The organism is Terrimicrobium sacchariphilum (assembly GCF_001613545.1).
Taxonomy (GTDB): Bacteria; Verrucomicrobiota; Verrucomicrobiia; order Chthoniobacterales; family Terrimicrobiaceae; genus Terrimicrobium; species Terrimicrobium sacchariphilum.
This window is the reverse complement of sequence record NZ_BDCO01000003.1, coordinates 85,936-112,900: the sequence shown is the minus strand read 5'-3', so window position 1 is coordinate 112,900 and position 26,965 is coordinate 85,936. Positions and strand designations below refer to the sequence as shown.

Below are 26,965 nucleotides of genomic sequence, written 5' to 3'. Positions count from 1 at the left end.
AATCAGTCTTTATTTTTCAGTTTGTCCAAGGCATCCCAAGCAACAGCGCCTGACGACTCGGTTGCAGACGCCCGCGGAAAGCTGGCTGGACACGCCCTTTCCCCCTCGGCATCACATCGTGGGTACGAGGGAAGGGCAAGATGAATATCTTCTCGAATCTCCTCCGTCAAGTCAACCAACTCTCGTCCATCCAACTCTTTTTGGAGGGCAAAAGGGTCGATTCGGACCTTCGTGGGAAAGGTTTCGAGACAGGCGACGCAACGAAGCTCGACCTCGACTTCCAGCCACCCGGTGGCAAAAAGCCCGCCATCGGACAAGCCGACATCGAGCGCGTAACGGACGGGCGACAGCGCTTTGGCATCCGCCTCCTCGAGGCCGAGGAACGATGCGTCCTCCTCCCCCTCGATCAGCAAAGTACCGCCCTGGGGGATCTGGTGCAGATGGACTTTCATTCCCTAGAATACTTCTCCTTGAGCAGACGCACAACGTTAGGCGGCACAAAAGGGCGTACATCGCCCCCGAGCTTGGCCACTTCCTTGACGATGCGGGAGCTGAGATAAGTGTAATCCTCCTTCGGCGTGAGGAAAATGGTCTCGAGCCGGGGTTCCAGCCGCCGGTTCATCAACGCCATTTGGAACTCAAACTCAAAGTCCGACACCGCCCGTAATCCGCGCACGATGACATACGCCTCCTGATCACGTGCAAAATCCACAAGCAGCCCATCGAGCAGACGCACCTCGATACCGGGAGCGCCCCCAAGGGCTTCCTCGACCATTTCGATACGTTCCTGCTCGGTGAAAAGGGGCTTTTTCGCCTCATTGAAGGCGACCGCCACGATCACGGAGTCAAACATCCGACGCGCCCGGAGGATGATATCCAGATGGCCGAGCGTGATCGGATCGAAGCTGCCGGGATAGATGGCTCGGGTTACTCCCATTCGATGGTGGCCGGCGGTTTGCTGGAAATATCGTAGCAGACGCGATTCACGCCATCGACCTCGTTGATGATGCGGGTCGAAATACGGGCAAGGATGTCGTAGGGGACGCGCACCCAGTCGGCGGTCATTCCGTCACGGCTCTCCACCACGCGCAGGGCGATGGTGTTTTCGTAGGTGCGTTCGTCCCCCATCACGCCCACGGAACGAACCGGGAGCAGGACGGCGAAGGACTGCCATACCTTGTAGTACCAGCCGCTGGCCTTCATCTCCTCGAGTACGACGGCGTCGGCCTCGCGTACCATGCGGAGCTTTTCCTCCGTGATGTCCCCGAGGACACGGACAGCGAGACCCGGGCCCGGGAATGGCTGACGGTGCACGACCTCCTTGGGCAGGCCGAGCTCAGTGCCAACCTCGCGCACCTCGTCCTTGAAGAGCTGGCGGAGGGGTTCCACGAGTTCAAACTTCATGCGCTCGGGCAGGCCGCCGACGTTGTGGTGGCTCTTGATCAAGGCCGCCGGATTGCCGGAAATCGAGACACTCTCGATCACGTCGGGGTAAAGTGTGCCCTGGGCGAGGAAGCGGTACTTGCCGGGCGACGACTTCTTGAGATCGCGGGCTGCAGCCTCGAAGACCTTGATGAACTCGTTGCCGATGATCTTGCGCTTTTTCTCGGGATCGGTGACGCCCTTGAGCTTCTTGAGGAAGATCGCCGAGGCATCAACGGTCTTCATGCGGATGTGGAAATTGTCACGGAAGAGCTTCTCCACCGCCGCCGTCTCACGGGCGCGCAGCAGACCATTGTCGACAAAGATGCAGATGAGCTGGTCGCCGATGGCCTTGTGAATGAGAGCCGCAGCGACCGAGGAGTCCACCCCGCCGCTGAGGCCGAGGATCACCTGCCCGTCGCCCACCTGCTCACGGATCTGCTGGCAGATGCGCTCGATGAAGGAGCCCATCGTCCAGCTCGGTTTGCAGCCTGCGATGCGATGGACAAAGTTCTGGATGATCTCCTTGCCCTTTGGCGTATGCGCCACCTCGGGGTGAAACTGGAGGCAGAAAATCTTGCGCTTCGGATCGGCAATGACGGCATGAGGAGAGTTCTCCGTCTTGCCGATGGCCCGGAAGCCCTCGGGCATCTTCGTCACCTTGTCGCCATGGCTGTTCCAGACGTCCAGGGTGGCTGGAAGATCGTGGAAGAGATCAGAACGACGATCCACCTTCAAGCTGCCCGGGCCGTACTCGCGGCGGGCGGAGCGCTCCACCTGGCCGCCGAGATCACGCGAAACGAGCTGCATGCCGTAGCAGATGCCGAGGATCGGGATGCCCAGCTTGTAAATCCCCTTGTCCGCCTTGGGCGCGCCCTTGGCATAAACACTGGCCGGGCCGCCGGAGAGAATGATGCCCTTCGGGGCGAGTTTCTTGATCTGCGCGGCGCTGGTGGTGAACGGAACGATCTCCGAGTAAACGTGACACTCGCGGATGCGGCGGGCGATGACTTGCGTGTATTGGGACCCGAAATCGAGAATGACGATCTTGTCCTCGGGCGTGGAGGATGAAACGGACATGAGAGTTGTGGAGCGGAGATGCTTGGTTACTGGTAGTCGGAGCCGAAGCTGTCGGCAGTGGGATTATTTGGCACGATACGTCCCTGGCCCTGAATGCCTTGCTGGAATCGCTGACCCACGTCGCTCACGTCCTGTTCCGCTACGGAACAGCCGCCAACGAGGAGCAGGGACATAATGCCCATTAAAATTGTCACGCATCTCACGCGCGGATATTAGAAAGGACGACCCTCTTATGGCAACTATCATTCCGTCGGAGCAGCTTCTTGGTTTGTATGCTTCCGGATGGTTCCCCATGGCCATGGCCGATGGGTCGATCCGCTGCTTCTCCCCCGACCCTCGAGGCATCGTCCCGCTGGAAGACTTTCACATCCCCCATGGAACCCTCAAAACCCTGGACGACCCAGCCTGGGAAATCCGGATCGATACCTGCTTCGAGACCGTGATGAGAGCCTGCGGACAACGGGAGGAAACCTGGATCGACGAGACTCTCATCCGCAGCTACCTCGCCCTGCACCGCAATGGCGCCGCGCACTCGGTGGAAGTCTGGCGCGATGGCAAGCTCGCTGGGGGGCTTTATGGCGTGCGGCTGGGTGCAGCATTTTTTGGAGAGTCGATGTTCCATTACGTATCGGGCGCATCCAAGGTCGCTCTGGTACGCCTGGTGGAGCGGCTTCGAAGCGGCGGTTTTCTCCTCCTCGATACGCAGTGGGTGACACCTCACCTGAAACGATTCGGCGCCCGGGAGATTGCTCGCTCCAAGTACCTCAAACTCCTTGCAAAGAGTCTGGCCGCCAAAGCTCTATGGACATAGAAGAGATCCCAGCCACACCCGAGTTAATCTCCTTGAGCCACAACGCATCCCATTGCATAATCCCACCACGATGTCTGCGCTGATCGATTGGGAACAACTCGACATGATCGCCGACGGTTTCACCCCCGATTTTGTGGAGATCTACCGGGAGTTCGTCTCGGAAATGCCAACCCTCCTCTCGCAGTTGCGGGATAAAGTATTGGCAGGAGACGCCTCAGCCGCCGCCAAGGTCGCACATCAGATCAAGGGAAGTTCCGCGAACTTTGGGTTCGTCGGCGTGAGCCGTGCTGCGGCAACCCTGGAGCAAAATGCAAAAACCGGCTCGCTCATCGACGCCACCGCCTTGTTGGGCGATGCGACGCTGAGCTTTGAGAAGGCCGTAGCCGAGGTGCGCATCCAACGAAACGCCTGAGCGTTACCAAGGGTAAACCTCGCCATCGCGCCCGAAGAAACCTCCGCTTTTCTCCAATTCGAGCCGGGTCGTCGTCTGGAAAAGAGATCCGGCGGATTCCTCCACGCTCAACGGCGCGGCGGAGCCGCCCATATCTGTTTTTACCCATCCCGGGCTGAGAGCAAACACTGGGATTTTCTCCTCCCGGTACTCAGCCGCCATTGCACGCGTCAGCATGTTCAGCGCTGCCTTTGAGACGCTATAGGGATAGTAGGCCGAATCGGTCTTTTCCGAAACCGTGCCCGCTCCGGAGGAGATGTTGATGATACGGGCGGAGGCGGATTTCCGTAGCAACGGCAGAAACGCCCGGGTCACCCGGATCACCCCGACAACATTGGTGGCAAAGGCGTCCTCAAACCACTCCGCGGGAATGTCCTCCAACCGCTCATTGCCCTCACCTGGGAAAACCGCTGTATTGTTGATCAACATGTCGATGCAGGGATAGCCCGCCGCTATCGTAGCCGCTGCACTGCTCACGGAATCGTCGGAAAGCACATCCAGGGGAATCGCGTGAATGGCCGGATCGAGCGAGACATCGGTCGTGCGTCGCGCAGCGGCCAGCACCAGCCAGCCTTCCGCCGCAAATTTCTTCGCCAGTCCCCGACCGATGCCGCGCGCGGCGCCTGTGATGAGAACAATGCCCGCCATGATCAATCAGGAATCTTGATGCCATCCTGCAGGAGTGCGGCATCGTAGAAGTTGGCCTGGAAGCAGGTGCGATTGAGAAAGACCGAAATCACCGCCGCGATCATGAGGGCAGGCAATACATGAATCTGCCATGTCATCTCCATCACGATAAGGATGGACGTGATGGGCGCGCGAACGACTGCTCCGAGAGCTCCCGTGATGCCGACGAGAGCGAGAAGCACCTGGTCATCGGGCGTGAGCGCCAGGAAGGGAGTGGCCACCCCTCCAACCACCAGCCCCGCCATCGCGCCAAAGAAGACGATGGGGGCAAAGATGCCGCCGCAGCCGCCCGTGCCATAGCAAAGGCTCGTCGCGATGATCTTGCCTATGAGCAGCACTAGGGCCGCCTGCCAGATGACCTCATGGTTGAGCGCCTTTTGCAAGGTCACCTCGCCCAGTGCAAAAACCCCCACGTACCCTACGAGGCGGAAACAGAGCAGCGCCACCAGACCGGCCAGGAAGGCCCCCAGCGCCAGCTTGAAGGGCATCGGCAGCTTGATGTGCTTCATGCGATTGCGCAGCCGCAAGGTGAAATACTGAAAAGTCAGCCCGCAGAACCCGGAGAAAATCGCCACCACCGGGGCGAGCGCCATCACTTTCCACGACAACAGCAGATCCTTCCCGATGGGCAGACATGCCTGGTCATGGCTCAGGAAAAACACCACGCTGGCCGCGAGGGCGGCGGCGAGCAGCGACCGCCCGGCGAATTTATGCTGGTTCTTGCCTCCGGCGATTTCCTCCAGCACGAGGGTGACACCCGCCAGCGGACTGTTGAAGGCAGCCGAGAGTCCAGCTGCCGAGCCTGCGCACACCGCATTGGCCTTGGCCGCCTTGTCCTCACCGAGAATGTTCGCCACCTTGCTCGCGATGGCTGCGCCGATGTGGATCGTGGGGCCTTCACGGCCCAGACTGGAACCCGTACCGATCGAGAGCACGCCCCCGAGGAATTTCACCCAGATCAGGTTCCAGGAAAAATCGAGTCGCCCGGAGTGATAGGCCGCCTTGACCTGCGGAATTCCGCTGCCCGGCGCATCCGGAGCGAAACGGGAAATGAGGAACCCCGTCAAGGCCGCGCCTGCGACCATCAGGAAGATCGTCGTGTAGCCAAACCACCAGTGGTTTTGAGTCGAGGGTGTTCGGATCAGATAGTCAAAGGTCCGTTCCATCGCGATGTGGAAAAAGACCGCCACGAGACCGGCGCAGAGGCCGATCAACGCGGTTCCGGCGATCTGGGAGAGATTGCGCCGCACTTCGAGTTTCACGGAAATAGAAGCGCAGGAACCACCAGACGCGGCAACGAAAAATATATCCGCCCCCAGCGCCCTAGATCAGATTGAGCTGATCGAGCCCGTTCTGAATCGCCGCCTTTTTCCGGCGGGAGCGGGCAATAACCGGCTCGCCCTCGGCGTTAAGTTCTGCTTTTTCCAGGTTGTTGAGGATTTCCTTGGCACGGTTCAGCACGACATCAGGCAATCCTGCCAGCCGGGCGACCTGGATGCCGTAGCTCTGGTCCGCGCGACCCTCGAGGATCTTGCGCAGGAAGATGACCTGATCGTTCCACTCGCGTACGGCGACATTGAGATTCAGCACCCCAGAGCGAGTGCGCTCGAGATCGGTGATCTCATGATAGTGGGTGGCAAAGAGCGTGCGGCAGCCGATCACATCGTGCAGATGCTCGGCCACGCTCCAGGCGATGGAGAGACCGTCGAAGGTCGACGTGCCGCGCCCGATTTCATCCAGGATGACAAGGCTGCTGCCGGTGGCGTTGTTGAGGATGTTCGCCGTCTCGTTCATCTCGACCATGAAGGTGCTCTGCCCCTTGGTGAGATCGTCGCTCGCACCCACGCGCGTGAAGATACGATCGACCAGCCCGACGTGGGCGGATTGCGCGGGCAGGTAGCTGCCGATCTGGGCCATGAGCGTGAGTAGGGCCACCTGCCGGATGTAGGTGGATTTACCCGCCATATTCGGACCCGTGATGATGGCGAAACGGTGGCCGTCGGTGTCCAGCGAGGTGTCGTTCGGAACAAACCGCTCGCCGGTGGATTGAAAGTCGAGGATCGGGTGGCGTCCCTCCACGATCTCCAGCACCCCGGAATCATCCACCACCGGGCGGCAGTAATGCAGTTGGCGCGCCGTCTCGGCCAGCGAACCGAGGGCATCGAGGGAAGCCAGCGAGGCGGCGGTCTCCTGGATCGCGGCAAGATGCCCTACCACGAGGGCGCGGAGTTCCTGGAAAATTTCGGCCTCGCGAGCCTTGGCGCGTTCGTCGGCGCCGAGGATCTTGTTTTCGATCTCCTTGAGCTCGGGGGTGATGAATCGCTCGCCGTTTACTGTCGTCTGCTTGCGCACATAATCCTCGGGGACGGACGGGAGATTGGCCTTCGTGATCTCGATGAAATAGCCGAAGACCGAGGTGAAGCGCACCTTGAGCGACTTGATCCCCGTGCGGGTGATCTCGCGCTCCTGGAGATTGGCGATCCAGTCCTTGCCCTCTCGGGAAGCGGAGCGTAACTCATCCAGCGCGGGATCAAAGCCGTCGCGGACAAATCCACCCTCCCGCAAAAGAGCCGGGGGCTCATCCACCACAGCGCGGGCGATACTTTCCACCAGCTCGGGCAGAGGCGAAAGACGTTCGGCAAGCGAATCGATCAACGGGCTGCCAATCGCACGTGCGGCGTCCGCCACGGCGGGAACGAGGGAAAGCGATGCCCCGAGCGCGGCAAGGTCGCGTGCATTGCCGGACGAGCCATTGAGCCGCGAGGCGGCCCGCTCAAGGTCGCGGATCGAGCCGAGATGCTCCCGGAGTTTGCCAAGTTGAATTGAATCCTCCAGCAGCCGGGCGATGGCCTGCTGGCGGGCGACGATGGACTCCACATCGCGCAGGGGGTGGAGAATCCATTCCCGGATCATGCGCGCGCCCATCGGCGTCACGGCACGGTCCAGCACGCCGAGGAGCGTCATGCCTCTCCCGCCGCGCGACTCGACCAGGTCGAGGTGGGCTTGCGTGACGGCGTCGAGCACAAGGTATTGGCTTGTCTGGTAGGACTGGAGCCGCCGGAGGTGCGAGACGCTGCGCCGCATCTGGCGGGTCAGATAATGCAGGAGCGCCCCAGCCGCGCCCACTGCTGCGCGCATTTCCGCTACGCCGAAGCCATCAAGCGAGTGCACCTTGAAGTGCTCCAGCAGCACCTCCGCCGCGGGCTCGGGCTCAAAGATATAGCCGTCGAGAAAGTTCACTCCGGCCACGCCGCGAAAGAACTCCTCCTGATGCGATGGCGCGATGGTTTCCGCCGGAGAGACGCGAGCCAGTTCGTTGAGAACAGCGGCGAGGTCCGGCAACTCCGCCACGCGAAATTCGCCCGTGCTCAGCTCGCAATACGCCAGGCCGATGCCGTCCTTGCGCTGGCAGATGGCGGCGAGATAGTTCGGCTTGCGGTCATCGAGGCCAAAGTCATCCAGCGTACCCGCGCTGAGCACCTGGGTCAGTTCGCGGCGGACGAGCTTGCCCGCCTGCACCTCGCCCACCTGATCGCACAGGGCAACGCGCCAGCCGCTTTTGACCAGCTTTTCAATGTAACCACGGGCCGAATGCGAAGGCACCCCGCACATGGGCATCTCGCCGCGCTTGGTCAGCGCGACATTGAGAATGGCCGACGCCTCCTTCGCGTCCTCGCCGAACATCTCGTAGAAATCCCCGAGCCGGAACAGGAGGATCGTGCGCGGCGGCAGTTCCCGCCGGGCGGCGAGATACTGCTTCATCATGGGGGTTTGCTTGTCTTCGGCCACGGGCGTGGAGGGCTCGCGATTTATTTAAGCACTTTTCAGGAAAGTCGAGAGCGGACTCGTCGCCTCGGCATGGTCGAGTTGGGTGGGCAATCCCGCCTCGACCGCCTCGCGGGCGGCCTCGACCGCCTTGCGAAAGGCGCGCGCCATGGCCACCGGGTCACCGGCAGCCGCGACGGCGGTATTGACGAGCACGGCATCCGCTCCGAGCTCCAGCGCCTCGGCGGCATGGCTGGGAGCGCCGATGCCGGCATCCACCACGACCGGCACGGTGGCCTGGCTGATGATGATCTCGATCTGGGCGCGAGTCTCGATGCCCCGGTTGCTGCCGATGGGAGCGCCGAGCGGCATGACCGTGGCGGTGCCGACGTCCTGGAGGCGCTTGGCCAGCACGGGGTCGGCGTTGATATAGGGCAGGACTGTGAAGCCCTCCTTCACCAGCACCTCGGCGGCTTTCAGCGTCTCGATGGGATCGGGCAGGAGGTAATGCGGGTCGGGGTGAATCTCAAGCTTCACCCACTTCGGCAGCCCGGCGGCGGCAGCGAGGCGGGCGAGCCGGATCGCCTCCTCGGCGGTGTTCGCTCCGCTGGTATTGGGCAGGAGCAGGTAGCGCTTCGGGTCGATGAATTCCAGGATATTGGCGAAGGGATCGTTTTTGCCCGTCAGGTCGGCGCGCCGGAGGGCGACCGTCACGATCTCACATCCGCTGGCGTCGAGGGCGTCGCGCATGACCTCGTTGGAGGAAAACTTCCCCGTCCCCATGAGGAGACGTGAGTTGAATTCCCGGTCTGCGATTTTCAGTGTGCCACTCATCCGCCCGTTTTAGTGCCGACGGGCTTCCTTCGCAAGTAGGGCGTCAATCGAGAATGATACGATTGCGCTCCAGGGTCGATCCCGTGAGCCTCGCGTACCGGGCCACCGCGATGATAAAATCGGCCCGCGCGCGCAATTCATTCACCTGCGCCGTGGCGAAATCCCGTTGGAATTGCAGGACCTCGAAGGTCGTCGACGTCCCGCTGGCGAGACGGGCCTGGGCGGCATCGAGCGTCATCTGGGCAAATTCCCGCGCCACGCGGCTGGCCTCGATGCGCTTGCGGGTGGTGTCGATTTCCCCAGCAGCATTGTCGGCCTCGACGATGATGGCCTGCTCGAGCCGCTTGAGGTCGACCAAAGCCTGAAGGCTTTGCAGTTTGGCTACTTCCAGGTCGCCCTTGGCTTCTCGGTTCGGGATCGGGAGGCTGAAGATCGCCCCGATGTCCCAGGCGGTATTGCGGTTGGTACCATTCACACCGCTGGCGCGCTGCACGCTGGAGAGGAAATTCGTGTCGATTCCGTTAAGTCCGAGGCTGCCCGTGAGATCGAGCTGCGGCAGGGACTGGTTGCGGGTGAAGACCACATTGATCTGCCTTTTCTGGATGCTGAGCAGGAGCTGTCGGTAGTCCGGGCGGAGCTCGAAAGCGCGAGCGATGTCCTTTTTCCGATTGATGTCTCCGACCTCGGGCAGCGGCGGTTGCGCTACCTGGACATTCGTGTCGAGGAGACCGGAGATCTCATCGGTGACGAGTTGTTTGAGGAAATTCTCGTTGTTCTTCACCTCGCGCTCCGCCATGAGCACACGCTCCTCCCGAGCAGCGAGGTCGGCCTTGGCCTGCATCACATCCAGCGGTGACATCACGCCGATCTCGGCGCGTTTTTCGTTATCCTGGACCAGTTGGGCGGAAAGCCCGCGCGACCGTTCCTCGACCCCGAGGTTTTCGATGGAAAAATAGAGTTCTGTGTAGGTCGTGATCGTGTCGGTGACGACATCCATGACCTGCTGGCGCAGTTGCCACTGGGAGATGGCCTGGTCGGCCCGGGCCACGCGCACGCTGGCGAGATTTACGTCCGTACCAAAGTTCTTCAGAAGCGGCTGGGTAACGGAAAAGCCGAGAAACGTGTTGTAGCTCGTATACTGCGGATCGCGTTGCGTGTTGTCGTTGATCGTCAACGACGGCCCGATGTCATAGGTGAGCCCGGTCGGCGTGAGACCCGCCACCGAAATGTCCGCCTCCTGCCCGGTCGTGCGGGCAAACAGCGACGGATCCTCGCCACCCGGCAACGACACCGGGTCGACGAGATTGTTGCTCAGGGTTCGCAGCTCCTGCTCGCTATGGCTGTAGGTGTAGGACGCCTCCAGCACAGGATCGAATTTCCCCGTGGAACTCAGCTCCCGGGCCTTGGCGATCTTGGGTGAAAACTCCTCCACCTTGATCCGGAAATTCTTCGCCAGCGCGAGCTGCACCGCCTTTTGCAACGACACGTCCAGCGTCTCGGCTTGCGCCAGACCTGCGTGGCAGGCCAAGACGGCCGCGATGAGGGTTGCCTGGGGGAGTTTCATGGAACGCGCTAGTCTAGGCAGGAACGGGTGAGGTTCAAGCGAATCGAAACTCCTCCGGCGGCGGTGCCTCGAAAGAAAGCCGCTCGCCGGTCACCGGATGGTCGAATGAAAGTTTCCAAGCATGGAGGAGGTGCCTTTCCCAGTTGCCGCGCTTGCCGTAAACCGGATCACCTGCCACGGGATTGCCGAGGAACTTCAGGTGGACGCGGATCTGGTGGGTGCGGCCCGTCTTGGGATGGCACTCGACCAGCGAGACGTTGTCCCGCTTGCCCAGCACCTTGTATTCGGTGAGGGCGAGACGGCCCCGGCCATTTCTCGCGATGGCCATCATCTGGCGGTTCACCGGATGGCGGCGGATCGGCTGGTCGATGGTGCCAAAGGTGCGCTTCGGCACGCCGTCGACCACGGCGAGGTAGACCTTCTCCACTCCGCGATCGGCGAATTGCTCAGCCAGCACACGGTGGGCGACGTCGTTCTTGGCCACCACAAGGCACCCGCTCGTCTCCTTGTCGAGACGATGGACGATGCCCGGCCTCTCCTCGCCCCCGATAACGGACAGGCTGCCGCAGTGATGCAGCAAGGCGGAAACCAGAGTGCCGTCGACATGCCCTGCGCCAGGGTGAACGACCATGCCCGGCGGCTTGTTGACCACGATGATGTCGTCGTCCTCATAGAGGATCTCCAGAGCGATCTCCTCCGGCTGGGCCGATTGACACTCGATCGCCGCGGGCGCCTTCCAAACGATGCGATCACCCATCCGCAGGGTCTCCGACGGCCGGGCTATCCCGCCGTTCAGCAGGACGTACCCCGTCTTGATGAGGGCCTGCAGTCGCGAGCGCGAATACTCGGGCAATCGCAAGGCCAGAAATACGTCCAACCGCAGCCCGGCGTCCCCGCCTTCGATCAGATATTCCGGTTCTGTGCCGTCAAAGACGATTTCCGGGGGAGAATTTTTTTGCTGATTGCCCATGAAAGGTATTAAGTGGAAGGTTAAATCACCCACCCCAGGAGCGAATGTTAAGCGAAAAAAGTGGCGAATCGCAGGGCGAACAGGCCGACACCCCCCAGGAAGAGGGCGAAAACCTAGCCGGAGAAGGCACTCTACCGGAAGCGGAAACTGCTCCCGAAACCCAAGACGCTCCCGTGGAGGAGTCCGCCCCCGAGGCCGTGCCTCCCGCCGAGCCGCCCATCCTGGAGACCGTACCGGTCGAGGAACAGGTGCCTGGCCAGTTGCTGGAAGCCTGCCCGAGCTGCGGTACGCTGATGGATGTCACATCGCAGGAACCCTTCGCCAAGATCTACTGCCCGAGCTGCGGCCAGAACCTCCGTGCCCGCCGCCAATTCAATAACTTCCAGCTCATCGAGCACATCGGCGAAGGCGGCATGGGCGCCGTATTTCGCTCCCTCGATTGCAACCTCCACCGGCAGGTCGCGCTCAAGATTCTCAAGAAGGAATGCGCCGCCAACGCCGAAGAACAGGCAAAACTCGAGCAGGAAGCCCGCATCACCGCCTCGATCAACCACCCCCACGTGGTAAAGATCTTTTCCTTCGGTCAGGACCATGGGCAGTTCTACCTTGCCATGGAACTGGTCGAGAAGGGATCGCTGGACCAGCTCATGACCCTCCAGCACCGCGTGCCGGAATTGCAGGTGCTCAATGTCGGCATCCAGATCGCGGAAGGCCTTGAGGCGGGACTTGAAAAAGGTCTCATTCATCGCGACATCAAGCCGGGCAACATTCTGTTCTCCGATCCACATACGGCCAAGCTGGTGGACTTCGGTCTCGCCGTGGTCATGGACGAAGCAGCATCTGTAAAGGGCGAGATCTGGGGTACGCCATATTACATCGCTCCGGAAAAGCTCGATAATCAGCCCGAGGATTTTCGCAGCGACATTTACAGCCTCGGCGGCACGTTGTTTCATGCTTTGGCAGGACGCCCGCCATACGAGGCGGAGACCGCTTCGATGGTCGCTCTCAAGCAGCTCAAGAGCCAGCCGGTCAGCCTGCAATCCTTTGCCCCCGACGTCTCCAGCGAGACCGCCTACGTCATCAATCGCATGCTGGCCAAGGATCGGGAGGATCGCTATCCGTCCTACAGGGAGCTCATCGACCACCTTTCCTACGCCCGCCACAAGCTGGTCGAGCGCACGCAAAAACCCCAGCAGCCCAAGGCGCGCGTGGTCCTGGAAACTCAGGAAACCCGCAACCTCGCCGCCTACATCAGCCTCGGCCTCATCGCCACGATCCTTATCGTCGGCGTATTGCTCTGGGTCTTCCGGGACAAACTCTTCGGCGACAGGCTGGCCGCTGTCGGCGCCACAAGCAGCCAGACGGCCGGATCGAAATTTGACGAGGCGGAGGGTTGGAAAACCCTGCGTGAAGGCGTGAAGCTGATGAACAACCGGCAATTCACCGAGGCCGGGGAAGAGTTCCAACGTCTGTCCGGTGCAAGCGGCGTCCCTCAGCCTCTCAAGAACTGGGCCTTGATGAACCAGGGACTCGCCCTGCTCGCAAATGATGACGCCGACGGCGCCGCCGCGGTTTTCAACCAGATCGCCAAGGCTGGGCAATACAGCTCCGAGTCGGAACAGGCTCCATTGGCCAGCTTCTTCGTGGAGGCAGCCCGTACTCTGGCCAATCCCAAGTCGACCATCCCCAGCGAAATCGACCGCGTCTATTCCAGCCAGGGGTATGAGGCCTTTGGCTTGCTCGCATTTGCCATGCACGACTGGGTCCTTGGTGAATTCGATGACGGCGGGCCGCTCTTCCGCACCTTCTCACGCAGCGGAGGATTCACTCCTCGTATGGACTGGATTTCCGACTACAAGAAATTCGCCGAACCTTTCCTTAAGGACTACACGACACTTGCCAGCATTCAGACTGCCCTCGACAAGGTGAAGACCGCGGACGATGCGCAGAAGGTCCTCGCCAAGGTCAAGGAAGCCGAGTCGACCGTCACCACAGGGAATAAAATCGCAGAGCGTTTGCAGGAGATCAAAAGTCAGCTGAAGGTGAAAGGCGCAAAACCGTAATTTTCCCGCCTTTCCATGAGCGAACCCAATCTTCCGTCACCAGAACAACTCCAGCAGAAGCTTCAGGAATTTCTCCGCGCCAGCCTCGGGGGAAACCCCGCCAGTGCCGGCATCCAGTCCGAACCCGTGCCAAACGGTGAAGGCGGGGAGGTCGACACGGAAAAGGTGGAGTTTGACTTCAACCACCGGCCCCGGGACATCAAGCAGCATCTCGACCGCTTCGTCATCCAGCAGGCGGAAGCCAAAAAGGCCCTGGCGATCGCTGTCTGCGACCACTACAACCATGCCAAGCATGTCGCCTCCCTCCCTCCCGAGGAAGCCGCAAAAATCGAGTATGCGAAGCAAAACGTGGTCATCATCGGCCCGACCGGCGTGGGCAAAACCTACCTGGTCAAGCACATCGCCGACCTCATCGGCGTGCCCTTTGTAAAGGCGGACGCGACGAAATTCAGCGAGACCGGCTACGTCGGCGGCGACGTGGAGGACCTCATCCGCGAGCTCGTCCACAAGGCGGACGGCAACGTCTCACTCGCCCAATATGGCATCGTCTACATCGACGAGATCGACAAGATCGCCAGCAGCGGCGAATCCATGGGACGCGACGTGAGCGGTCGGGGCGTGCAAACCGCCCTGCTCAAGCTCATGGAGGAGACCGAGGTGCCCCTCCGCAGCGCCAACGACCTCCAGGCCCAGTTGCAGGCCGCCATGGAGTTTCAGCGCAAGGGCAAGGTCGCCCGCGACTCGATCAATACCCGGCATGTCCTTTTCATCGTCTCCGGGGCTTTTGATAAACTCGGCGACAGGGTGGCCCGCAGGCTCCGCCATGCTCATATCGGCTTCGCCGCAGAGCCTGCCGTGCAGCCCGAGGGATCCGATCTCCTACGCGCTGCCGAGACTCGCGATCTCGTGGATTATGGCATGGAACCCGAGTTCGTCGGTCGTCTCCCCGTCCGTGTCATCTGCGATCACCTTAGCGAGGACGACCTATTTGAGATCCTCAAGAGGTCCGAGGGCAGCATTATCCGACAGTACGAACGGGCCTTCCACGCCTACGGGCTGGAAGTGTATTTTGAGGACGACGCGCTGCGGCGCATCGCTGCCCGGGCCGCCCATGAGGGGACGGGAGCGCGTGGATTACTGACCGTTTGCGAACGCATTTTCCGCGATTTTAAATTTGAACTGCCTGGTTCCGGCGTGCGGTCTTTCACCGTGACCGCCGCGCTGATCGATGATCCCAAGGCCGTCCTGGCAGAGCTTTTGCGCGCAGGGCATGCCGAACGCGAAAAGGCCCTGCAAGCCATTGTCATCGAGTTTGCCGACCGGTTTTCCTCCGAGCATGGGCTGCACCTGACCTTTGAAGAAGAAGCCATCTCGCGCATCATCGCCCGTGCCGGGGAGGAGAACATCGGGGTGCGGGAGTTTTGCGAGCGCGCTTTTAAGGACTACCAATTTGGCCTTACTCTGATAAAGAGAAACAGCGGTCGCATCGAATTCTCCGTGCCGTCACGGGCGGTGGACCATCCCGACGGCGTGTTGAGCGAGTGGGTGGTGGCATCCTACCGGCAGCCGCAACCTGATTCCGCAACATGAGATATCTTAAGGCAACCATTCTTATCGGCACCATCAGTACGGCCATCGTGACCGTGCTCTTCGCTGCCGGCTGGGTTTCCACCACCCCCGACCTCATCCTCGATAAAATTTACGCCCTGAAGCATGCAACCACCGTCCCGGTGCTCGCCCAGATCCTGCTCATGGCATTCTTCAGCTATGCCATTGCCTGGACGACGGTCGACATCACGCGCCCTTCCCTCAAGACGGTCGTGGCGGTCGCCACGATCCTGCTCCTGCTCACGGGATCGAAGGTTCTCTCGCTCTACAATGTCTTTTTCTCTCCCTTCCCGAGCGTCTTCGCGGTGCTCATCGCGTATATCGTGGGCCTGATCTACGGCCGGAGCGGGAGTGGATCGCGGAAAAAAATCCTCGAGCGACTCTTTGGTCAGCGAATCTCGCGCTCGGTCTTCAACCAGCTCGTCAACGGATACGAGCCCGTCAGCTTCCCCGGCGCCCTGGCCGAGGGTACAGTGATCGTCTGCGAGGTGCAAAACCATCGCGAGTTGATGGAACTCCTTTCGCCCGAGGATTATGCGGCAATGACCAACCTGTATCTCCAAACCGCTTCCGACTACCTCGTCGAGGTGGGCGGCTATCTGGATGAATGCACGGGGGAAAGCCTGCGTGTGGTCTTCGGCACTCCGCTACCGGATGAGAAACACGCCTCCCGAGCCTGCCGTGCCGCTCTCGACCTCATGATCCGCCTGGATAACCTGAACCGCGAGTGCGACGCCACCTGGCAGCGCCGGTTCGACTTCCGCATCGGCGTGAACTCGGGAGAAATGATCGCCGCCGCCTACGGGGGCAGCCGCCTCGCGAACTTCAGCGTGGCCGGTCCCGCCGTGGAATTTGCCCGCCGCCTTTGCGCCGCCTGCGCCACCTACGGCTGCCGCATCCTGGTCGGCCCGGAGACCTTCGAGCAAGCCTCCGACACCTTTGAAGCCCGCCCGATCGAGGTGCTCAAGGCCGCCGGCGAGCGTCGCCGCGTGGAGCTTTACGAAATCCTCGCTCCGAAGCACAGCCTGTCTCCCGAACGCGAGCGCAGCCGCGATCATTTCTGGCGCGGTGTCATCTACGTCCGCGACAAGAAATGGGAAAAGGCCATCGAGGAATTCTCCAAAGCCCGCATCACTGGCATTCCCGATCCGGCGCTCGACTACTACATCCAGCGCGTGGAGCGTTCCCGCCGTGGCGAGGACGAGTCCGCCAAGGACGAGATGAGCCTCTTCGGAGCCTGATCCGGCCTCGCCGTATCCGTTTCACATGCGGCCGGTTGATTACCCTGAACCTTTCCGCCAGCTCGCCCGGCAGCTCCGGCTCCTGCCCGGCATCGGGCCACGCAGCGCAGAGCGCATCGCCCTATGGCTCACCGCCGCCAAGGACGCCAAGCCGATCGAGCTGGCTGAGAGCCTGCGCGAAGCCGCCGAACACCTGAAGCCCTGCTCGCAATGCGGATTCTTCGCCACGGAGGAACTTTGCGAAATCTGCCGCGACGAGACGCGCCAGCCGGAAATTTGCGTGGTGGAAAATGCCACCGACATCCTGCCCATCGAGCGTACGGGATTTTTCCGAGGTCGATACCATGTCCTGGGCGGACGTCTCGCCCCGCTCGACAACGTGGGGCCGGAGGATCTGCGCATCGCCGAACTCCTCAAGCGTATCGCGGAGGAGATCCCGACTGAAATCATCCTGGCACTGAGCGCCGATGTGGAGGGTGAGGCCACGACGAATTACGTCGCCGAAATCCTTTCCGGTCTTCAGGTGAAACTCACCCGCATCGCCCACGGATTGCCCGCCGGCGGCGGTCTGGAACACGCCGATCCACTTACCCTGCAACGAGCCCTCGCGGGAAGAAATTCCCTCAGAGTTTGACACCCCCGCCGATTGCACCGATTCTTTGCACCCTATGCCAGCACCCAAGATTAATCCCGAGCTTCACCAAGCCAAAAAGCCGGATTGGATCAAGGTGCGATTGCCTTCGAACCCGGTCTTTTTCTCGACGAAGACACTCGTTTCCGACCTGAAGCTGCACACGGTCTGCGAGAGCGCCCAGTGCCCGAATCGCTGGGAATGCTGGAGCCATGGCACCGCCACTTTCATGATCGCCGGTGAACGCTGCACCCGCGCCTGCGGATTCTGCGCCGTCGCCACAGCCAAACCCCTTCCTCTTGAGGAAGATGAACCGCAGCGCGTCGCCGAGGCGATCCGACGCCTGAAGCTCAAGCACGTGGTCATTACCGCCGTCGCCCGCGACGACGTGGCCGATGGAGGAGCGCTCCATTTTGCCCGCACCATCGAGGCCATTCGCGGCGTCGACCCCGACATCATCGTCGAAGTGCTCACGCCGGACTTTAACGGCAAGGACGACCCTATCCGCACCGTGGTCGAGGCGAAGCCGAATATCTTTAACCATAACCTCGAGACCGTGGAGCGCCTGACCCCGATGGTCCGCTCCCGTGCCAAATACCGCCTCTCGCTCGACGTCCTGCGTCGCGTCCGCGAAATGGACCCGGAGGCCATTACCAAGAGCGGCCTCATGCTCGGCCTCGGCGAAACGGAATCTGAGATTTTCCAGGCCATGGACGACCTCCGCGAGGCCAATGTCACCGTGCTTACGCTCGGCCAGTACCTCCGTCCGACCCCTCAGCATCTGCCAGTGGTCGAGTATGTCAGCCCGGAGACCTTTCAGCTCTACGGCGACATCGCCCGCAACAAGGGCTTTGAGTTCGTCGCCAGCGGCCCGCTCGTGCGCAGTTCCTACCACGCCGCCGACTTCAACCCGGTCCAGGCCAAGAAGAAATAGCCGCCATGCGCTGGCGCATCGTGGCCGTGGGCAAGCCGCGTCTTTCCTATGCCCGCGACGGCATTGATGAGTACCTCGCCCGGCTCCGGAACTTCGGAACGATCGAGGTCGAGACGGTCAAAGCCTCGACCCAGGATAAGGAAGGCAAAGCCCTGCTGGAAAAGAGCGAGGGATGTTTCCGGCTTGTTATGGACGAACGAGGCAAGATGTTCACCAGCCGGGCTTTTTCCACGGAACTGGAAAAAATCGAACTGCACCCGAAAAAGCCCTGCGCGCTTATCGTAGGGGGAGCAGATGGATTAATTCCTGCCGTGCGGGAAAAAGCCGATCTGATCTGGTCGCTCACCACCGGCACTCTCCAGCATGAACTGGCGTTAGTCGTTGCGCTGGAACAGATTTATCGCGCCTGCACGATCAAAGCCGGGCTACCCTACCACCGAGATTGACGCCATGACGATCGCCGACCCGGTTGACTTGACTGCATCCATCTGCCATTCCCACACGTTACGTCTCCGATGATCTCCGTCTCATCTTTCCTCAATGAAGCCCATGGAGCGAGCCACGGTACGTCCAACAAGGGCCTGGCACGCCTGGCCAGCGATCTGAGGGACCCGGCCAATCCCATTCCGCCCCCCTCCACTCTGCGCTCCCGGGTGCTGGAGCGCATTGATGCTGAGCCGGCTCGGGTGGAAACGGATTCCGCAGGCCGCATCGTCGCGATCAACCCCGCCTTCACCGGTCTATGCGGCTATACCTTTCCCGAGATCCGGGGAAAAAAACCCGGGAGCCTGTTGCAGGGACCAGAGACAGATCCCGCTGTCGTCGACATCCTGCGCCAGGCGATTCGCCAGGGAGAAGCCTGCGTCGTGCGGTTGGTAAACTACCACAAGGATGGTTCGACCTACCACGTCGAGATTTCCCTCGAGCCGATCCATGATGAAGCGGGGAAGATCACGGGCTTCCGCGCCGCGGAGCGCAAGCTCGCCTAGGCGATCTACTCGAGACAGCAGATAAGGGCATTCGTCAGGCTGGGATGCCTGTAGCGATAGCCTCCTTCCTTCAACGCTCGGGGCAGGACGCGTGAGCTGTCCAGAAGCAGGCTCGAAAGACGCCCCAGGATCAGTCGCATGGCAAATGCCGGGACAGGTAGAAAGGCGGGGCGGTGCAGGGCGTGAGCGAGTTGCCGGGTGAACTCCCCATTGCGAAACGGCTCAGGGATTACGGCATTGACCGGTCCCGTGACTCCATCATTTTCCGTCGCCCAGAGAAACGCCCCGGCGACATCCTCGACATGCACGCCGCTCATCCATTGGCGACCGGAGCCGAGATTACCCCCGAGACCGAGGGAAAAAACCGGCTTGATGAGCTTCATCGCCCCGCCCTTTCCCAGGACAAATCCGATCCGCACCCGGACAACGCGGACGCCATACTCCTCCGCCTTGAGAGCCTCGGCTTCCCAGCGCTGGCAAACTTCCGCGAGGAAACCACTCCCCGCCGGGGAGGTTTCATCCACCTTGTGCTCTCCGGTATCCCCGTAAAAACCGATGGCCGATGCGTTCACCAGGGTTTTCACGGTATTCCCTTTTTCCCCAAGGGCTTCCACCAAACGGCGGGTTCCCATTACCCGACTGTCGGAAATCCTCTGTCGTTTGTCCGGCGTCCAGAGCCCCATGATCGACTCGCCTGCAAGATTGATAAAGGCGTCGAGACCCGAGAGGTCCGGCTTGCTGGCGATCGACCAGAGCCGATTGCCTCCTTTTTCTCGCCGGGAGAATTTCACCACCTCATGGCGATTGACCATCTGCTTGCAAAGCTCGCTTCCGACGAATCCCGAAGCCCCTGAAATCCCGATTTTCATTTATTCTAGTACGTCACGAGCCGAACTTCTGTTTCAGCCATTTGTAATCAAACTTGTCACCAGGGCAGTCGGTCGGCTTGGGGTTGATTCCCTTGTGCGGGAGGACGATGGCAGGCTTGCCCTTGACCTTGCCCACGCGGCCGCGCAGGTACACGATGAGTTCGTCGAGCGCCGCCATCTGGGCCTTGGTGGCCCGGTCACGATTCAAGTCACCCACGAGACAGATGCCGATCGAGATGTCGTTGAGATAATCGCTGGCGACGTGGCCGCCATTGATCTGCCTGCGCCAGCGATCGCCGATCTCGATCTCGCCATCGCCGGAGGATGAGCCATTACCAATGACAAAATGATAGGCGAGACCATTTTGCATCTTGCGGACGCGGCGGTGATAAAGGTCGAAGATGCGGGCATTGCCCTGTCGTGTACCGCTGTTGTGCACGATGATGTATTTCCAGCGCCCTTTCTTCACGCGAGCCTGGTCAATGGCCCGGCGTACGGAGGGAGTCAGGTATTTCCATCGTTTGAACCAGCCGCCGATATTCTTGGCAGGTGGCTGCTCGCCCTGGTCGGCCTCAAGGCCGGATTTTTCGATAACGATGGGCGCATTGAGCGGTACTCCGCCAGGGGTCTTGCCCTGCGGCACCTGCCCGCCGGCAGCGGGCTTCATATCCTCGTCCGACGGCTTCGCCGGGGCAGGCGTCGACTCTTCACGTGCCGTTTGCTGCGGTTGCAAGGGAGGCTCTGCTTCCTCGCGGGAGATCTTTTTCGGCGTGGGGGTTGGAGTGCTCTCATCCTTCTCCGGCTCGCTCCTCGATGGTCTGGCAGGCTCCTCATCCTCCTTCACATGCTTTTTCGGAGTCGGAGTCGGCTCTTCCTCCTCGGGTGCCGGAGTGGGTTTCGGTTTGGGAGTCGGGGTCGGACGCGGCGTACTCGTGGCGCGAGGCTTCGGACGCGGCGTCGAAGACGCGGCGGGAACGGGGCGGATATCCTCCCGCGCCTGGAGGAAGAGCTGGCGCTTCTGCTCCTCGGTCATCTGGGCACGGGCGGAGGGGGCCAGCGCGGCCAGGGCAAAAAACAACAAGCCGCAGACAGTTACGATGCTCCGCATTACCCGCGCACGGTAGCAGATGAGCACGGTCAATCAAGGATGCCTGTGCGTTGATCTTTGGGAATTTCCGCAGTACACTCCCGCCTATGAAACGAGGCCTCATTGCGGTCCTCCTCGCCCTCCAGTGTTCCTTTGCCCAGACCCCTCAGAATCCCATGGTGACCGAGGGCATAGCGGCCTTCAAAAAAGGCGATTACGAGAACGCCCGCATGCTCTTTGATGCCGCTCTGGCACAGAACCCGAAAGATACCACCGCACAGAACTATGCGCGCATGATCGCCCTAAAGGCAAAATCCGGCAACAGCGGGCTGCAGGAGTCGCTTAAAAAAGTGATCATCCCCAAGATCGAGCTTGCCGACGCAACGCCCCGGGAATGCGTGGACTACGTAGTGCAACGCATCGAAAAGCTGACCGAGGGAAAGCAGAAGGTCAGCGTGGTGTGGCTGGTTCCGACCGACCTCACCGACCATATCACGCTTTCGCTGCAAAATGTCCCCGCCACCGAGGCCCTGAAATACATTGCGGAGTTAGCCTCGCTGCAAATCGACTACGACAATTACGCTCTGAAAATCAAACCGGCTCCGACGGTAAAACCTGCGGGGACTTAGTGCCGGAGTAGAGCACCTTCTCAAGGTACAGGCCCTCGGCGGGCGCGACGTGGTTCCACTTCGGCGAGCCATTGCGCAGGATGCCGCGAAGATCGTCGAGCGAGGCCTTGCCCAGCGCGTGACGTACCAGTGCAGCCGTAAGCATGCGCACCATCTTGTAAAGAAATCCTCCTCCCTCGAAGCGTAGCGAAAAAAGGCCCGCCTCCTCCGTGATCGTGATCGACGTAATCCGGCGTACCGTGCTGTGAATCGGCCCGCCGCGATTGGCGGCAAAAGCGGCGAAGTCGTGCTCGCCCACGAAGATTTCCGCAGCCGAGCGAAGGTCGCCCAAGGCCAGCGGCGAAGCCACATGCCAGACGCGACCGAGCTCCAGCGGAGGCAGCACCTGACCGTTGCGAATGCGATAACGATAGACCTTGCCCGTGGCGGAGAAGCGGGCGTGAAAGTCTCGCGCGGCGCGCGTGACACGCATGATGCGAACCCCGGGAGGCAGGTTGGCATTGAGCGCGCGAAGCCATGCGTCGAGCGGGAGCGAATCGTCGGGCACTTCGGCATGGGCGACCTGCGCCAGCGCGTGAACGCCCGCATCGGTGCGTCCCGATCCCTGCACGACCACGCGGTCGCCGACGATCTTGCGGAACGCTGCCTCGATCACGTCCTGCACGGCATCGCCTCCGGCCTGGCTTTGCCAGCCCGCGAAGGGCGCACCGTCGTACGAAATGATCAGCTTCAGCCGCATGCGGCCTGAGAATCCAGCCATCCCTGGAGGATGATTTGCGCGGCAGCCTGGTCGATGATCTTTTTCTGGTCCTTTGCCTTGCGGCCCGATTCGCGGAGCGCGCGCTGGGCAGAGACGGTGGTGAGGCGTTCATCCCACGCGATGACGCGGCAGGAGACCTTCTCCTTCAGCGCGGCGATGAAGACGCGGGACTTCTCGGCGGCGGGGCCGAAACTGCCGTCCATATTACGCGGGACTCCCACGACGACGCCGGCGATGGAGCGTTCATTGACGATCTCAGCGACGCGGACCACAGGGTCGCCCTTGCGGACATCGATGGTTTCCAGCGGGTGAGCCAGCATGGCGAGATCGTCGCTGATCGCCACGCCGCAGCGCGCGTCACCGGGGTCCACACCGAGATATTTCTTCGTTTCCATTTCCAGTTGAAAATCCGATACCACAATCCTACGTTGCGCAAGCACGTACCATGTCTTCCATCTCTCTTAACAAATTCGGGGAAAATGTCCCCGTGACCAGCATCGTCGCCATTTCCCAGGCGGCGGTAGGCTTTGGCGTCGGCCTGCTCCTGGCCGACAAGCTGGGCCGCACGGCCCGTCAACGCACGGCTCTCGCGCTCATCGGAGCGGGTGCGGCGACGATCCTGCCCTTCGTGGCCGGGATCATCAGCAATGCCTCTCCGGAATCCAGCCGGAGTATGCAACGCCGCCTCGCGAGCATCCGCCGCGACACCGGGCTCTCCAATGGAGAGGAAGCCTATTAGGCTCATCCTCGCCTCCGGTTCCCCCCGCCGCAAGGACCTCCTCAACGAGGCCGGTCTTGCCTTTTCCATCGAGAGCGCCCAGGTCGAGGAGCTCTCGGGCATCGAATGGACTGCGCGTGAACTTTGCCTCGCCAACGCCGAACTCAAGGCGGGCGAGGTGGCAATCCGTATTCCCGATGCCGTGGTACTCGGGGCTGATACCGTCGTGGCCCTGGATGATCGCGTCTTTGGCAAACCCGCCGATCTCGACGAGGCTCGAGCCATGCTCTCAACGCTCTGCGGTCGCGTCCACGAGGTTTTCACCGGCGTATGTCTCATGCACCGGGAAAGCAATCGCGTGTGCCGTTTTCTCGAAGCTACCCGCGTGCAGTTTCGCCCGTTGGAGGACGTCGATCTCGACGACTACCTCGCCACCGTCCATACCCTGGATAAAGCCGGGGCCTACGCCGCCCAGGAGGACAACGGTCGCCTCATCACCTGCATCGAAGGCCTGATGAGCAACGTCATCGGCCTCCCCATCGAGCGCGTCCTCGACGCCCTGACAGAACATTTCCCCCAGACCCTCACGCCGAAACCGCAGGACTGACGGAAGACCAGAAGGCTTTCAACAGAAGGAAACATAGGATCGGGCTGCATGAGTAGCCATCCCGGACAGAGGCTTTCAGCCACCCAGCGAGACGTCCTGAATCCTCTAGCTTGGAAAAAATCTTGGAATCTTGATACGGTCCCGCCATGCGAATCCCCCTTTCGCTTTTTGCCTGCCTCCTTCTCTCCGTCTCGTCCGCCCGCCCCAATAGTTGGGCGTCCGGCCCGCCGCTCGATAAGATTCCCTCCCCCGACGACCTCTTTGCCTTCGCTTCCGATCCGCCGTACGGATCATCCAAAATCCTCCCCCGAGAGGAGTTCTTGCGCTTTCTTAAGGATGGCGTGATCGAACCCGATCCAGCTGCCATCGAGAATGCGTCCGATGACAGTTGGTGTACGGGTTATTTCTTCACCAGGGACGGAACTCCGTACCACTGGGTTTTATGCAGCCGTCATCTCCTTGGCATTTCCATAGGTGATCGAAGTTGCCTGATTCGCCTAAAGGATTCGGAGGCAAAAAGCGTTCCTTCACCCATGAATGCGAATGAAGCTCCGCCTCTTACCAAGGCTCCGCAGGAGAGCGACCTCTTCACCTTTACTTCAAATCTTCGTCCAGCCACCGGTTCCGCATTCCCGTTATCCGAAAAAAATCTACGCCACTTTCTCCGGGATGGAAAAAGCGTAGAACCTCAATCGCTGTATGAAATTCGCAACATTGAGGAGGCGAAAGGCATTCAGATCGCCCCCGAAACACTGAACCGAGCGCCAAAATGGTTCATCGATCATCTGAATTTGAAACCGGCAGGAGGCCCTTATTCTTTTCAAGACTACGATTTGTATTGTGAAGGAGTCCTCGTAACACGTGACCGCCACGTATTTTTTTGGGCACTTCTGAGCGACACTGCCCTCGAACTCACCAGTCCCTCCGGGGAAACAGGCATCCTTCTCCTTCCCAAATCATCTCCGATCGAACCACTTTAGCAGTATCCTGAGAGGTCGAATTGCCAGAACTATCCGCAGACATCAGGATGACTCACGGAAGGTTCTTTCCTTCCCCTTTGCTTCCTTCTGTTGAAAGCCTTGGAAAAAGGGTGCCTCAGTGGCAGCAGGCGGCGGCTCCCGGCGTGGGAGAGGGAAAGACGTTTTGTGCTTTCACCGGCTGGCGCTCGCAGCCGACGAGAAGGACAATGAGAAACGCGAGTGAAGCCCCCAACAGCGGGTTCACTCGACGATCTCCAGCGTGGCTTTCACGCCACGCTTGTGCCCTGCTGCACTGAGCAGGGTACGGATGGCCTGGATGGTGTGACCACCCTTGCCGATAATCTTGGGCACGTCGGTCTTGCGGAGCGCCAAGTGGTAGACCACCCGGTCCTCGGCTTCCGTCTTGGTAAGGACGATCGCCTCGGGGGCCTCCACGAGGTTGCCAATGACGAAGCGCAGGAATTCCTCCATGCGACCGACGATGACAGGGCCGCAGCTTAGGCTGCGACCGTGCTGCTCTTGCGGGCCTTGTTGATCAGGCTGCCAACGGTCTGCGAAGGACGGGCGCCAACACCCACCCAGTATTCCGCGCGATCGAGCGAAAGGGAGAAGTTCTCACCCTCTTTTTTCGGGTCGTAGGTGCCGATGATCTCGATGAATTTTCCGTCACGCGGGCTACGCTGATCGGTCACCACGATCTTGTAATACGGGTGATTGCGGGCGCCTTCGCGCTTGAGTCGGATTGCAACTGCCATGATGTCTCTGTTGGTTTAAATGGTTATTTTTTGGTCCGCGGGGGCGGTTTAGTTCATTCCCAGCATTCCGCCCTTCCGGGCCTGGGCCATCAGTTTTTTCATCTGGCCCATATTTTTCATCATCTTGCGCATCTGGGTGAAACGCAGGATGAGGTTGTTTACCTCGGTCACGGTGGTGCCGCTGCCACGGGCTACCCGCTGGCGGCGTCGTGCGTTCAGGATATCCGGACGCGTTCGCTCCTGCGGTGTCATGGAGAGAATAATCGCCTCCACCCGTTTCAACTGACCTTCGTCAATCGAGGAACCTTTTAAATTAGCCATTCCCGGCAGCATGCCAAGGACATTTTGCAGGGGGCCCATTCGTTTGAGCATCCGGAACTGCTGGAGGAAGTCCTCAAGGTCGAAGCTCGCCTTTCGCAGTTTCTCCTCCATCCGGCGCGCATCGTCCTCGTTGATGACCTCGGCGGCCTTCTCCACGAGGCTGACCACGTCGCCCATGCCGAGGATGCGCCCGGCGAGGCGATCGGGGTAAAACTGCTCAAACTGCTCGATCTTCTCACCGACACCGGCGAACTTGATCGGCTGCTTGGTTACCTCTCGGAGCGACAGAGCAGCACCGCCACGGGCATCGCCGTCGAGCTTGGTCAGGATAATGCCCGTGAGGCCGAGGGCGGCGTGGAACTTCTCGGCCACGTTGACCGCCTGCTGGCCAGTAGCGGCGTCACAAACGATCAGAATCTCCTGAGGCTGAAGGAATTCCTTCAAGCGACGCAGTTCCTCTATGAGCGGTTCATCGAGATCCTGGCGACCGGCGGTATCGTAAATCTGCACGTCGCCAGGGGTCTGGTCGCACCACGCCACGGCCTCGCGACCGACCTTGAGCACATCGGTTTCACCGGCTTGGGGCTGGTAAACCGGCACGCCGACCTGCTCGGCCAGGGTGGCGAGCTGGGCGATGGCTGCGGGGCGATGCAAGTCGCAGGCGATGAGTTGCGGAGCGCGGCCCTGGGATTTCAAGAGCCGGGCGAGCTTGGCGGAGGATGTCGTTTTACCGGCACCGTTCAAACCGACCACGAGGATGCGGGCGGGTTTGGTGAGATTCAGCGGAGCGGCATCGCCGCCGAGGAGCGTGGTCAGCTCGTCGTGGAAGATTTTAACGATCTGCTGGCCGGGAGTGACGCTGCGGAGCACCTCCTCGCCCATCGCCTTGTCCTTGACCCGGGCGATGAAGTCCTTGGCGACCTGGAAGTGGACGTCGGCGTCGAGCAGGGCCATCCGGACATCGCGCAACGCATCGGTGATATTCTTCTCACTGATGCGCCCATGTCCGCGGAGGTCCTTGAAGACGTCCTGCAGTTTGTCGGAAAGACGGGAAAACATAATTCAAGACAGGACTGAACAGAAGGAAGCGAAGGAAGCAAAGGAATTATGCGCGCCGGGCAAAAGGCGGGGCGCCGTATTGGGACTCAAACCAAGGCAGGATGGAACAGAAGGAAACGAAGGAAGCAAA

Annotated in this window: 31 protein-coding genes; 13 read left to right on the top strand and 18 right to left on the bottom strand. The window is 60.8% G+C overall.

Translation table 11 applies throughout. The features are described 5' to 3' along the window. Positions 1-2: 2 nt before the first annotated feature. Genes TSACC_RS18170 through TSACC_RS21955 form a run of 4 tightly spaced genes read right to left on the bottom strand, consistent with a single transcriptional unit; the run spans position 3 to position 2,675 of the window. A complete protein-coding gene (locus TSACC_RS18170) occupies positions 3-452 on the bottom strand; it encodes a YceD family protein (protein WP_075080899.1) in 450 nt (149 codons plus the stop codon). Continuing rightward, complete coding sequence (gene coaD, locus TSACC_RS18165) at positions 449-937, bottom strand: pantetheine-phosphate adenylyltransferase (RefSeq protein WP_075080898.1); 489 nt, start codon at positions 935-937, stop codon at positions 449-451. Before coaD ends, TSACC_RS18170 begins: the two co-directional genes overlap by 4 nt. Then, a complete protein-coding gene (guaA, locus tag TSACC_RS18160; RefSeq protein ID WP_075080897.1) occupies positions 928-2,502 on the bottom strand; it encodes a glutamine-hydrolyzing GMP synthase in 1,575 nt (524 codons plus the stop codon). The genes coaD and guaA overlap by 10 nt, the downstream gene beginning before the upstream one ends. Before the next feature lie 26 nt (positions 2,503-2,528). Next, entirely contained in the window at positions 2,529-2,675 is a 147-nt protein-coding gene (locus TSACC_RS21955; protein WP_153811519.1) for a hypothetical protein, read from the bottom strand. A gap of 59 nt (positions 2,676-2,734) precedes the next feature. Here TSACC_RS21955 and aat point away from each other — a divergent pair, with 59 nt between their 5' ends. Further along, a complete protein-coding gene (gene aat, locus TSACC_RS18155; protein WP_075080896.1) occupies positions 2,735-3,313 on the top strand; it encodes a leucyl/phenylalanyl-tRNA--protein transferase in 579 nt (192 codons plus the stop codon). Between the two features lie 70 nt (positions 3,314-3,383). After that, positions 3,384-3,725, top strand: coding sequence for an Hpt domain-containing protein (locus TSACC_RS18150; protein ID WP_075080895.1), 342 nt, complete (start codon positions 3,384-3,386; stop codon positions 3,723-3,725). Positions 3,726-3,728: 3 nt separating this feature from the next. On the opposite strand, the gene TSACC_RS18145 is transcribed toward TSACC_RS18150, so the two are convergent. The 6 genes from TSACC_RS18145 to TSACC_RS18120 all read right to left on the bottom strand — a co-directional run bounded on the left by TSACC_RS18145 (position 3,729) and on the right by TSACC_RS18120 (position 11,584). Then, positions 3,729-4,412, bottom strand: coding sequence for an SDR family oxidoreductase (locus TSACC_RS18145; protein ID WP_075080894.1), 684 nt, complete (start codon positions 4,410-4,412; stop codon positions 3,729-3,731). A gap of 2 nt (positions 4,413-4,414) precedes the next feature. Then, a complete protein-coding gene (locus TSACC_RS18140) occupies positions 4,415-5,713 on the bottom strand; it encodes a chloride channel protein (protein ID WP_153811518.1) in 1,299 nt (432 codons plus the stop codon). Positions 5,714-5,774: 61 nt separating this feature from the next. Next, complete coding sequence (gene mutS, locus TSACC_RS18135; RefSeq protein WP_237764021.1) at positions 5,775-8,240, bottom strand: DNA mismatch repair protein MutS; 2,466 nt, start codon at positions 8,238-8,240, stop codon at positions 5,775-5,777. A gap of 24 nt (positions 8,241-8,264) precedes the next feature. Continuing rightward, positions 8,265-9,050: a thiazole synthase gene (locus TSACC_RS18130; RefSeq protein WP_075080892.1), complete on the bottom strand. Its 786-nt coding sequence runs from the start codon at positions 9,048-9,050 to the stop codon at positions 8,265-8,267. A gap of 43 nt (positions 9,051-9,093) precedes the next feature. Continuing rightward, a complete protein-coding gene (locus TSACC_RS18125; RefSeq protein ID WP_075080891.1) occupies positions 9,094-10,614 on the bottom strand; it encodes a TolC family protein in 1,521 nt (506 codons plus the stop codon). Positions 10,615-10,648: 34 nt separating this feature from the next. Beyond that, positions 10,649-11,584: an RluA family pseudouridine synthase gene (locus TSACC_RS18120; RefSeq protein ID WP_075080890.1), complete on the bottom strand. Its 936-nt coding sequence runs from the start codon at positions 11,582-11,584 to the stop codon at positions 10,649-10,651. 44 nt (positions 11,585-11,628) lie between these two features. Between TSACC_RS18120 and TSACC_RS18115 the strand changes: the two genes are divergently transcribed. The 7 genes from TSACC_RS18115 (at position 11,629) to TSACC_RS18085 (ending at position 19,050) form a co-directional block, all read left to right on the top strand. Continuing rightward, on the top strand, positions 11,629-13,647 hold the full coding sequence (locus TSACC_RS18115) for a serine/threonine-protein kinase (protein ID WP_075080889.1): 2,019 nt from the start codon (positions 11,629-11,631) through the stop codon (positions 13,645-13,647). Between the two features lie 15 nt (positions 13,648-13,662). Then, positions 13,663-15,237, top strand: coding sequence for an AAA family ATPase (locus tag TSACC_RS18110; protein WP_075080888.1), 1,575 nt, complete (start codon positions 13,663-13,665; stop codon positions 15,235-15,237). After that, a complete protein-coding gene (locus TSACC_RS18105) occupies positions 15,234-16,496 on the top strand; it encodes an adenylate/guanylate cyclase domain-containing protein (RefSeq protein ID WP_075080887.1) in 1,263 nt (420 codons plus the stop codon). The genes TSACC_RS18110 and TSACC_RS18105 overlap by 4 nt, the downstream gene beginning before the upstream one ends. A 25-nt stretch (positions 16,497-16,521) precedes the next feature. Continuing rightward, a complete protein-coding gene (gene recR / locus TSACC_RS18100; RefSeq protein ID WP_075080886.1) occupies positions 16,522-17,130 on the top strand; it encodes a recombination mediator RecR in 609 nt (202 codons plus the stop codon). Positions 17,131-17,164: 34 nt separating this feature from the next. Then, a complete protein-coding gene (lipA, locus tag TSACC_RS18095) occupies positions 17,165-18,061 on the top strand; it encodes a lipoyl synthase (protein ID WP_075080885.1) in 897 nt (298 codons plus the stop codon). Between the two features lie 5 nt (positions 18,062-18,066). Further along, positions 18,067-18,507: a 23S rRNA (pseudouridine(1915)-N(3))-methyltransferase RlmH gene (locus TSACC_RS18090; RefSeq protein ID WP_075080884.1), complete on the top strand. Its 441-nt coding sequence runs from the start codon at positions 18,067-18,069 to the stop codon at positions 18,505-18,507. Between the two features lie 69 nt (positions 18,508-18,576). After that, on the top strand, positions 18,577-19,050 hold the full coding sequence (locus tag TSACC_RS18085; RefSeq protein ID WP_075080883.1) for a PAS domain-containing protein: 474 nt from the start codon (positions 18,577-18,579) through the stop codon (positions 19,048-19,050). Positions 19,051-19,055: 5 nt separating this feature from the next. On the opposite strand, the gene TSACC_RS18080 is transcribed toward TSACC_RS18085, so the two are convergent. Further along, complete coding sequence (locus TSACC_RS18080; protein ID WP_075080882.1) at positions 19,056-19,919, bottom strand: TIGR01777 family oxidoreductase; 864 nt, start codon at positions 19,917-19,919, stop codon at positions 19,056-19,058. A gap of 13 nt (positions 19,920-19,932) precedes the next feature. Further along, positions 19,933-21,027 (bottom strand): N-acetylmuramoyl-L-alanine amidase, encoded by a 1,095-nt coding sequence (locus TSACC_RS22585; RefSeq protein WP_153811517.1) that lies wholly within the window; start codon positions 21,025-21,027, stop codon positions 19,933-19,935. 86 nt (positions 21,028-21,113) lie between these two features. Here TSACC_RS22585 and TSACC_RS18070 point away from each other — a divergent pair, with 86 nt between their 5' ends. Next, on the top strand, positions 21,114-21,635 hold the full coding sequence (locus TSACC_RS18070) for a tetratricopeptide repeat protein (RefSeq protein WP_075080880.1): 522 nt from the start codon (positions 21,114-21,116) through the stop codon (positions 21,633-21,635). On the opposite strand, the gene truA is transcribed toward TSACC_RS18070, so the two are convergent. Then, the gene (gene truA, locus TSACC_RS18065) at positions 21,598-22,395 is read right to left on the bottom strand and encodes a tRNA pseudouridine(38-40) synthase TruA (protein WP_084400651.1); all 798 of its coding nucleotides are present in this window, start codon (positions 22,393-22,395) and stop codon (positions 21,598-21,600) included. The genes TSACC_RS18070 and truA overlap by 38 nt on opposite strands. After that, a complete protein-coding gene (ruvX, locus tag TSACC_RS18060) occupies positions 22,365-22,790 on the bottom strand; it encodes a Holliday junction resolvase RuvX (protein WP_075081426.1) in 426 nt (141 codons plus the stop codon). The genes truA and ruvX overlap by 31 nt, the downstream gene beginning before the upstream one ends. Positions 22,791-22,840: 50 nt before the next feature. Between ruvX and TSACC_RS18055 the strand changes: the two genes are divergently transcribed. From TSACC_RS18055 to TSACC_RS18045, 3 genes are all read left to right on the top strand, one after another. Next, entirely contained in the window at positions 22,841-23,134 is a 294-nt protein-coding gene (locus tag TSACC_RS18055) for a hypothetical protein (protein WP_075080878.1), read from the top strand. Beyond that, positions 23,115-23,720 carry a Maf family protein gene (locus TSACC_RS18050; protein WP_075080877.1) on the top strand — a complete coding sequence of 202 codons (606 nt, stop codon included), beginning with the start codon at positions 23,115-23,117 and terminating at the stop codon, positions 23,718-23,720. Before TSACC_RS18055 ends, TSACC_RS18050 begins: the two co-directional genes overlap by 20 nt. Before the next feature lie 146 nt (positions 23,721-23,866). Beyond that, positions 23,867-24,700, top strand: coding sequence for a hypothetical protein (locus TSACC_RS18045; protein ID WP_075080876.1), 834 nt, complete (start codon positions 23,867-23,869; stop codon positions 24,698-24,700). A gap of 115 nt (positions 24,701-24,815) precedes the next feature. Here the strand turns inward: TSACC_RS18045 and TSACC_RS22580 are convergent, their stop codons facing one another. The 4 genes from TSACC_RS22580 to ffh are packed head-to-tail and all read right to left on the bottom strand — an operon-like array spanning position 24,816 to position 26,835. Beyond that, positions 24,816-24,944, bottom strand: a complete 129-nt coding sequence (locus TSACC_RS22580) for a hypothetical protein (RefSeq protein ID WP_269084891.1) — start codon at positions 24,942-24,944, stop codon at positions 24,816-24,818. Then, positions 24,941-25,171 carry a KH domain-containing protein gene (locus tag TSACC_RS18040; protein ID WP_075080875.1) on the bottom strand — a complete coding sequence of 77 codons (231 nt, stop codon included), beginning with the start codon at positions 25,169-25,171 and terminating at the stop codon, positions 24,941-24,943. Before TSACC_RS18040 ends, TSACC_RS22580 begins: the two co-directional genes overlap by 4 nt. Before the next feature lie 26 nt (positions 25,172-25,197). Next, positions 25,198-25,455 (bottom strand): 30S ribosomal protein S16, encoded by a 258-nt coding sequence (gene rpsP / locus TSACC_RS18035; protein WP_075080874.1) that lies wholly within the window; start codon positions 25,453-25,455, stop codon positions 25,198-25,200. Between the two features lie 48 nt (positions 25,456-25,503). Next, positions 25,504-26,835, bottom strand: coding sequence for a signal recognition particle protein (gene ffh, locus TSACC_RS18030; protein ID WP_174548595.1), 1,332 nt, complete (start codon positions 26,833-26,835; stop codon positions 25,504-25,506). Positions 26,836-26,965: the final 130 nt, after the last annotated feature.

What these genes read in the sequence shown, in the direction of transcription:
- TSACC_RS18170 (WP_075080899.1), bottom strand. Translation starts at nt 452, where the DNA reads ATGAAAGTCCATCTGCACCAGATCCCCCAGGGCGGTACTTTGCTGATC.
- coaD (WP_075080898.1), bottom strand. Translation starts at nt 937, where the DNA reads ATGGGAGTAACCCGAGCCATCTATCCCGGCAGCTTCGATCCGATCACG.
- guaA (WP_075080897.1), bottom strand. Translation starts at nt 2,502, where the DNA reads ATGTCCGTTTCATCCTCCACGCCCGAGGACAAGATCGTCATTCTCGAT.
- TSACC_RS21955 (WP_153811519.1), bottom strand. Translation starts at nt 2,675, where the DNA reads ATGTCCCTGCTCCTCGTTGGCGGCTGTTCCGTAGCGGAACAGGACGTG.
- aat (WP_075080896.1), top strand. Translation starts at nt 2,735, where the DNA reads ATGGCAACTATCATTCCGTCGGAGCAGCTTCTTGGTTTGTATGCTTCC.
- TSACC_RS18150 (WP_075080895.1), top strand. Translation starts at nt 3,384, where the DNA reads ATGTCTGCGCTGATCGATTGGGAACAACTCGACATGATCGCCGACGGT.
- TSACC_RS18145 (WP_075080894.1), bottom strand. Translation starts at nt 4,412, where the DNA reads ATGGCGGGCATTGTTCTCATCACAGGCGCCGCGCGCGGCATCGGTCGG.
- TSACC_RS18130 (WP_075080892.1), bottom strand. Translation starts at nt 9,050, where the DNA reads ATGAGTGGCACACTGAAAATCGCAGACCGGGAATTCAACTCACGTCTC.
- TSACC_RS18125 (WP_075080891.1), bottom strand. Translation starts at nt 10,614, where the DNA reads ATGAAACTCCCCCAGGCAACCCTCATCGCGGCCGTCTTGGCCTGCCAC.
- TSACC_RS18120 (WP_075080890.1), bottom strand. Translation starts at nt 11,584, where the DNA reads ATGGGCAATCAGCAAAAAAATTCTCCCCCGGAAATCGTCTTTGACGGC.
- TSACC_RS18115 (WP_075080889.1), top strand. Translation starts at nt 11,629, where the DNA reads ATGTTAAGCGAAAAAAGTGGCGAATCGCAGGGCGAACAGGCCGACACC.
- TSACC_RS18110 (WP_075080888.1), top strand. Translation starts at nt 13,663, where the DNA reads ATGAGCGAACCCAATCTTCCGTCACCAGAACAACTCCAGCAGAAGCTT.
- TSACC_RS18105 (WP_075080887.1), top strand. Translation starts at nt 15,234, where the DNA reads ATGAGATATCTTAAGGCAACCATTCTTATCGGCACCATCAGTACGGCC.
- recR (WP_075080886.1), top strand. Translation starts at nt 16,522, where the DNA reads ATGCGGCCGGTTGATTACCCTGAACCTTTCCGCCAGCTCGCCCGGCAG.
- lipA (WP_075080885.1), top strand. Translation starts at nt 17,165, where the DNA reads ATGCCAGCACCCAAGATTAATCCCGAGCTTCACCAAGCCAAAAAGCCG.
- TSACC_RS18090 (WP_075080884.1), top strand. Translation starts at nt 18,067, where the DNA reads ATGCGCTGGCGCATCGTGGCCGTGGGCAAGCCGCGTCTTTCCTATGCC.
- TSACC_RS18085 (WP_075080883.1), top strand. Translation starts at nt 18,577, where the DNA reads ATGATCTCCGTCTCATCTTTCCTCAATGAAGCCCATGGAGCGAGCCAC.
- TSACC_RS18080 (WP_075080882.1), bottom strand. Translation starts at nt 19,919, where the DNA reads ATGAAAATCGGGATTTCAGGGGCTTCGGGATTCGTCGGAAGCGAGCTT.
- TSACC_RS22585 (WP_153811517.1), bottom strand. Translation starts at nt 21,027, where the DNA reads ATGCGGAGCATCGTAACTGTCTGCGGCTTGTTGTTTTTTGCCCTGGCC.
- TSACC_RS18070 (WP_075080880.1), top strand. Translation starts at nt 21,114, where the DNA reads ATGAAACGAGGCCTCATTGCGGTCCTCCTCGCCCTCCAGTGTTCCTTT.
- truA (WP_084400651.1), bottom strand. Translation starts at nt 22,395, where the DNA reads ATGGCTGGATTCTCAGGCCGCATGCGGCTGAAGCTGATCATTTCGTAC.
- ruvX (WP_075081426.1), bottom strand. Translation starts at nt 22,790, where the DNA reads ATGGAAACGAAGAAATATCTCGGTGTGGACCCCGGTGACGCGCGCTGC.
- TSACC_RS18055 (WP_075080878.1), top strand. Translation starts at nt 22,841, where the DNA reads ATGTCTTCCATCTCTCTTAACAAATTCGGGGAAAATGTCCCCGTGACC.
- TSACC_RS18050 (WP_075080877.1), top strand. Translation starts at nt 23,115, where the DNA reads ATGGAGAGGAAGCCTATTAGGCTCATCCTCGCCTCCGGTTCCCCCCGC.
- TSACC_RS18045 (WP_075080876.1), top strand. Translation starts at nt 23,867, where the DNA reads ATGCGAATCCCCCTTTCGCTTTTTGCCTGCCTCCTTCTCTCCGTCTCG.
- TSACC_RS18040 (WP_075080875.1), bottom strand. Translation starts at nt 25,171, where the DNA reads ATGGAGGAATTCCTGCGCTTCGTCATTGGCAACCTCGTGGAGGCCCCC.
- rpsP (WP_075080874.1), bottom strand. Translation starts at nt 25,455, where the DNA reads ATGGCAGTTGCAATCCGACTCAAGCGCGAAGGCGCCCGCAATCACCCG.
- ffh (WP_174548595.1), bottom strand. Translation starts at nt 26,835, where the DNA reads ATGTTTTCCCGTCTTTCCGACAAACTGCAGGACGTCTTCAAGGACCTC.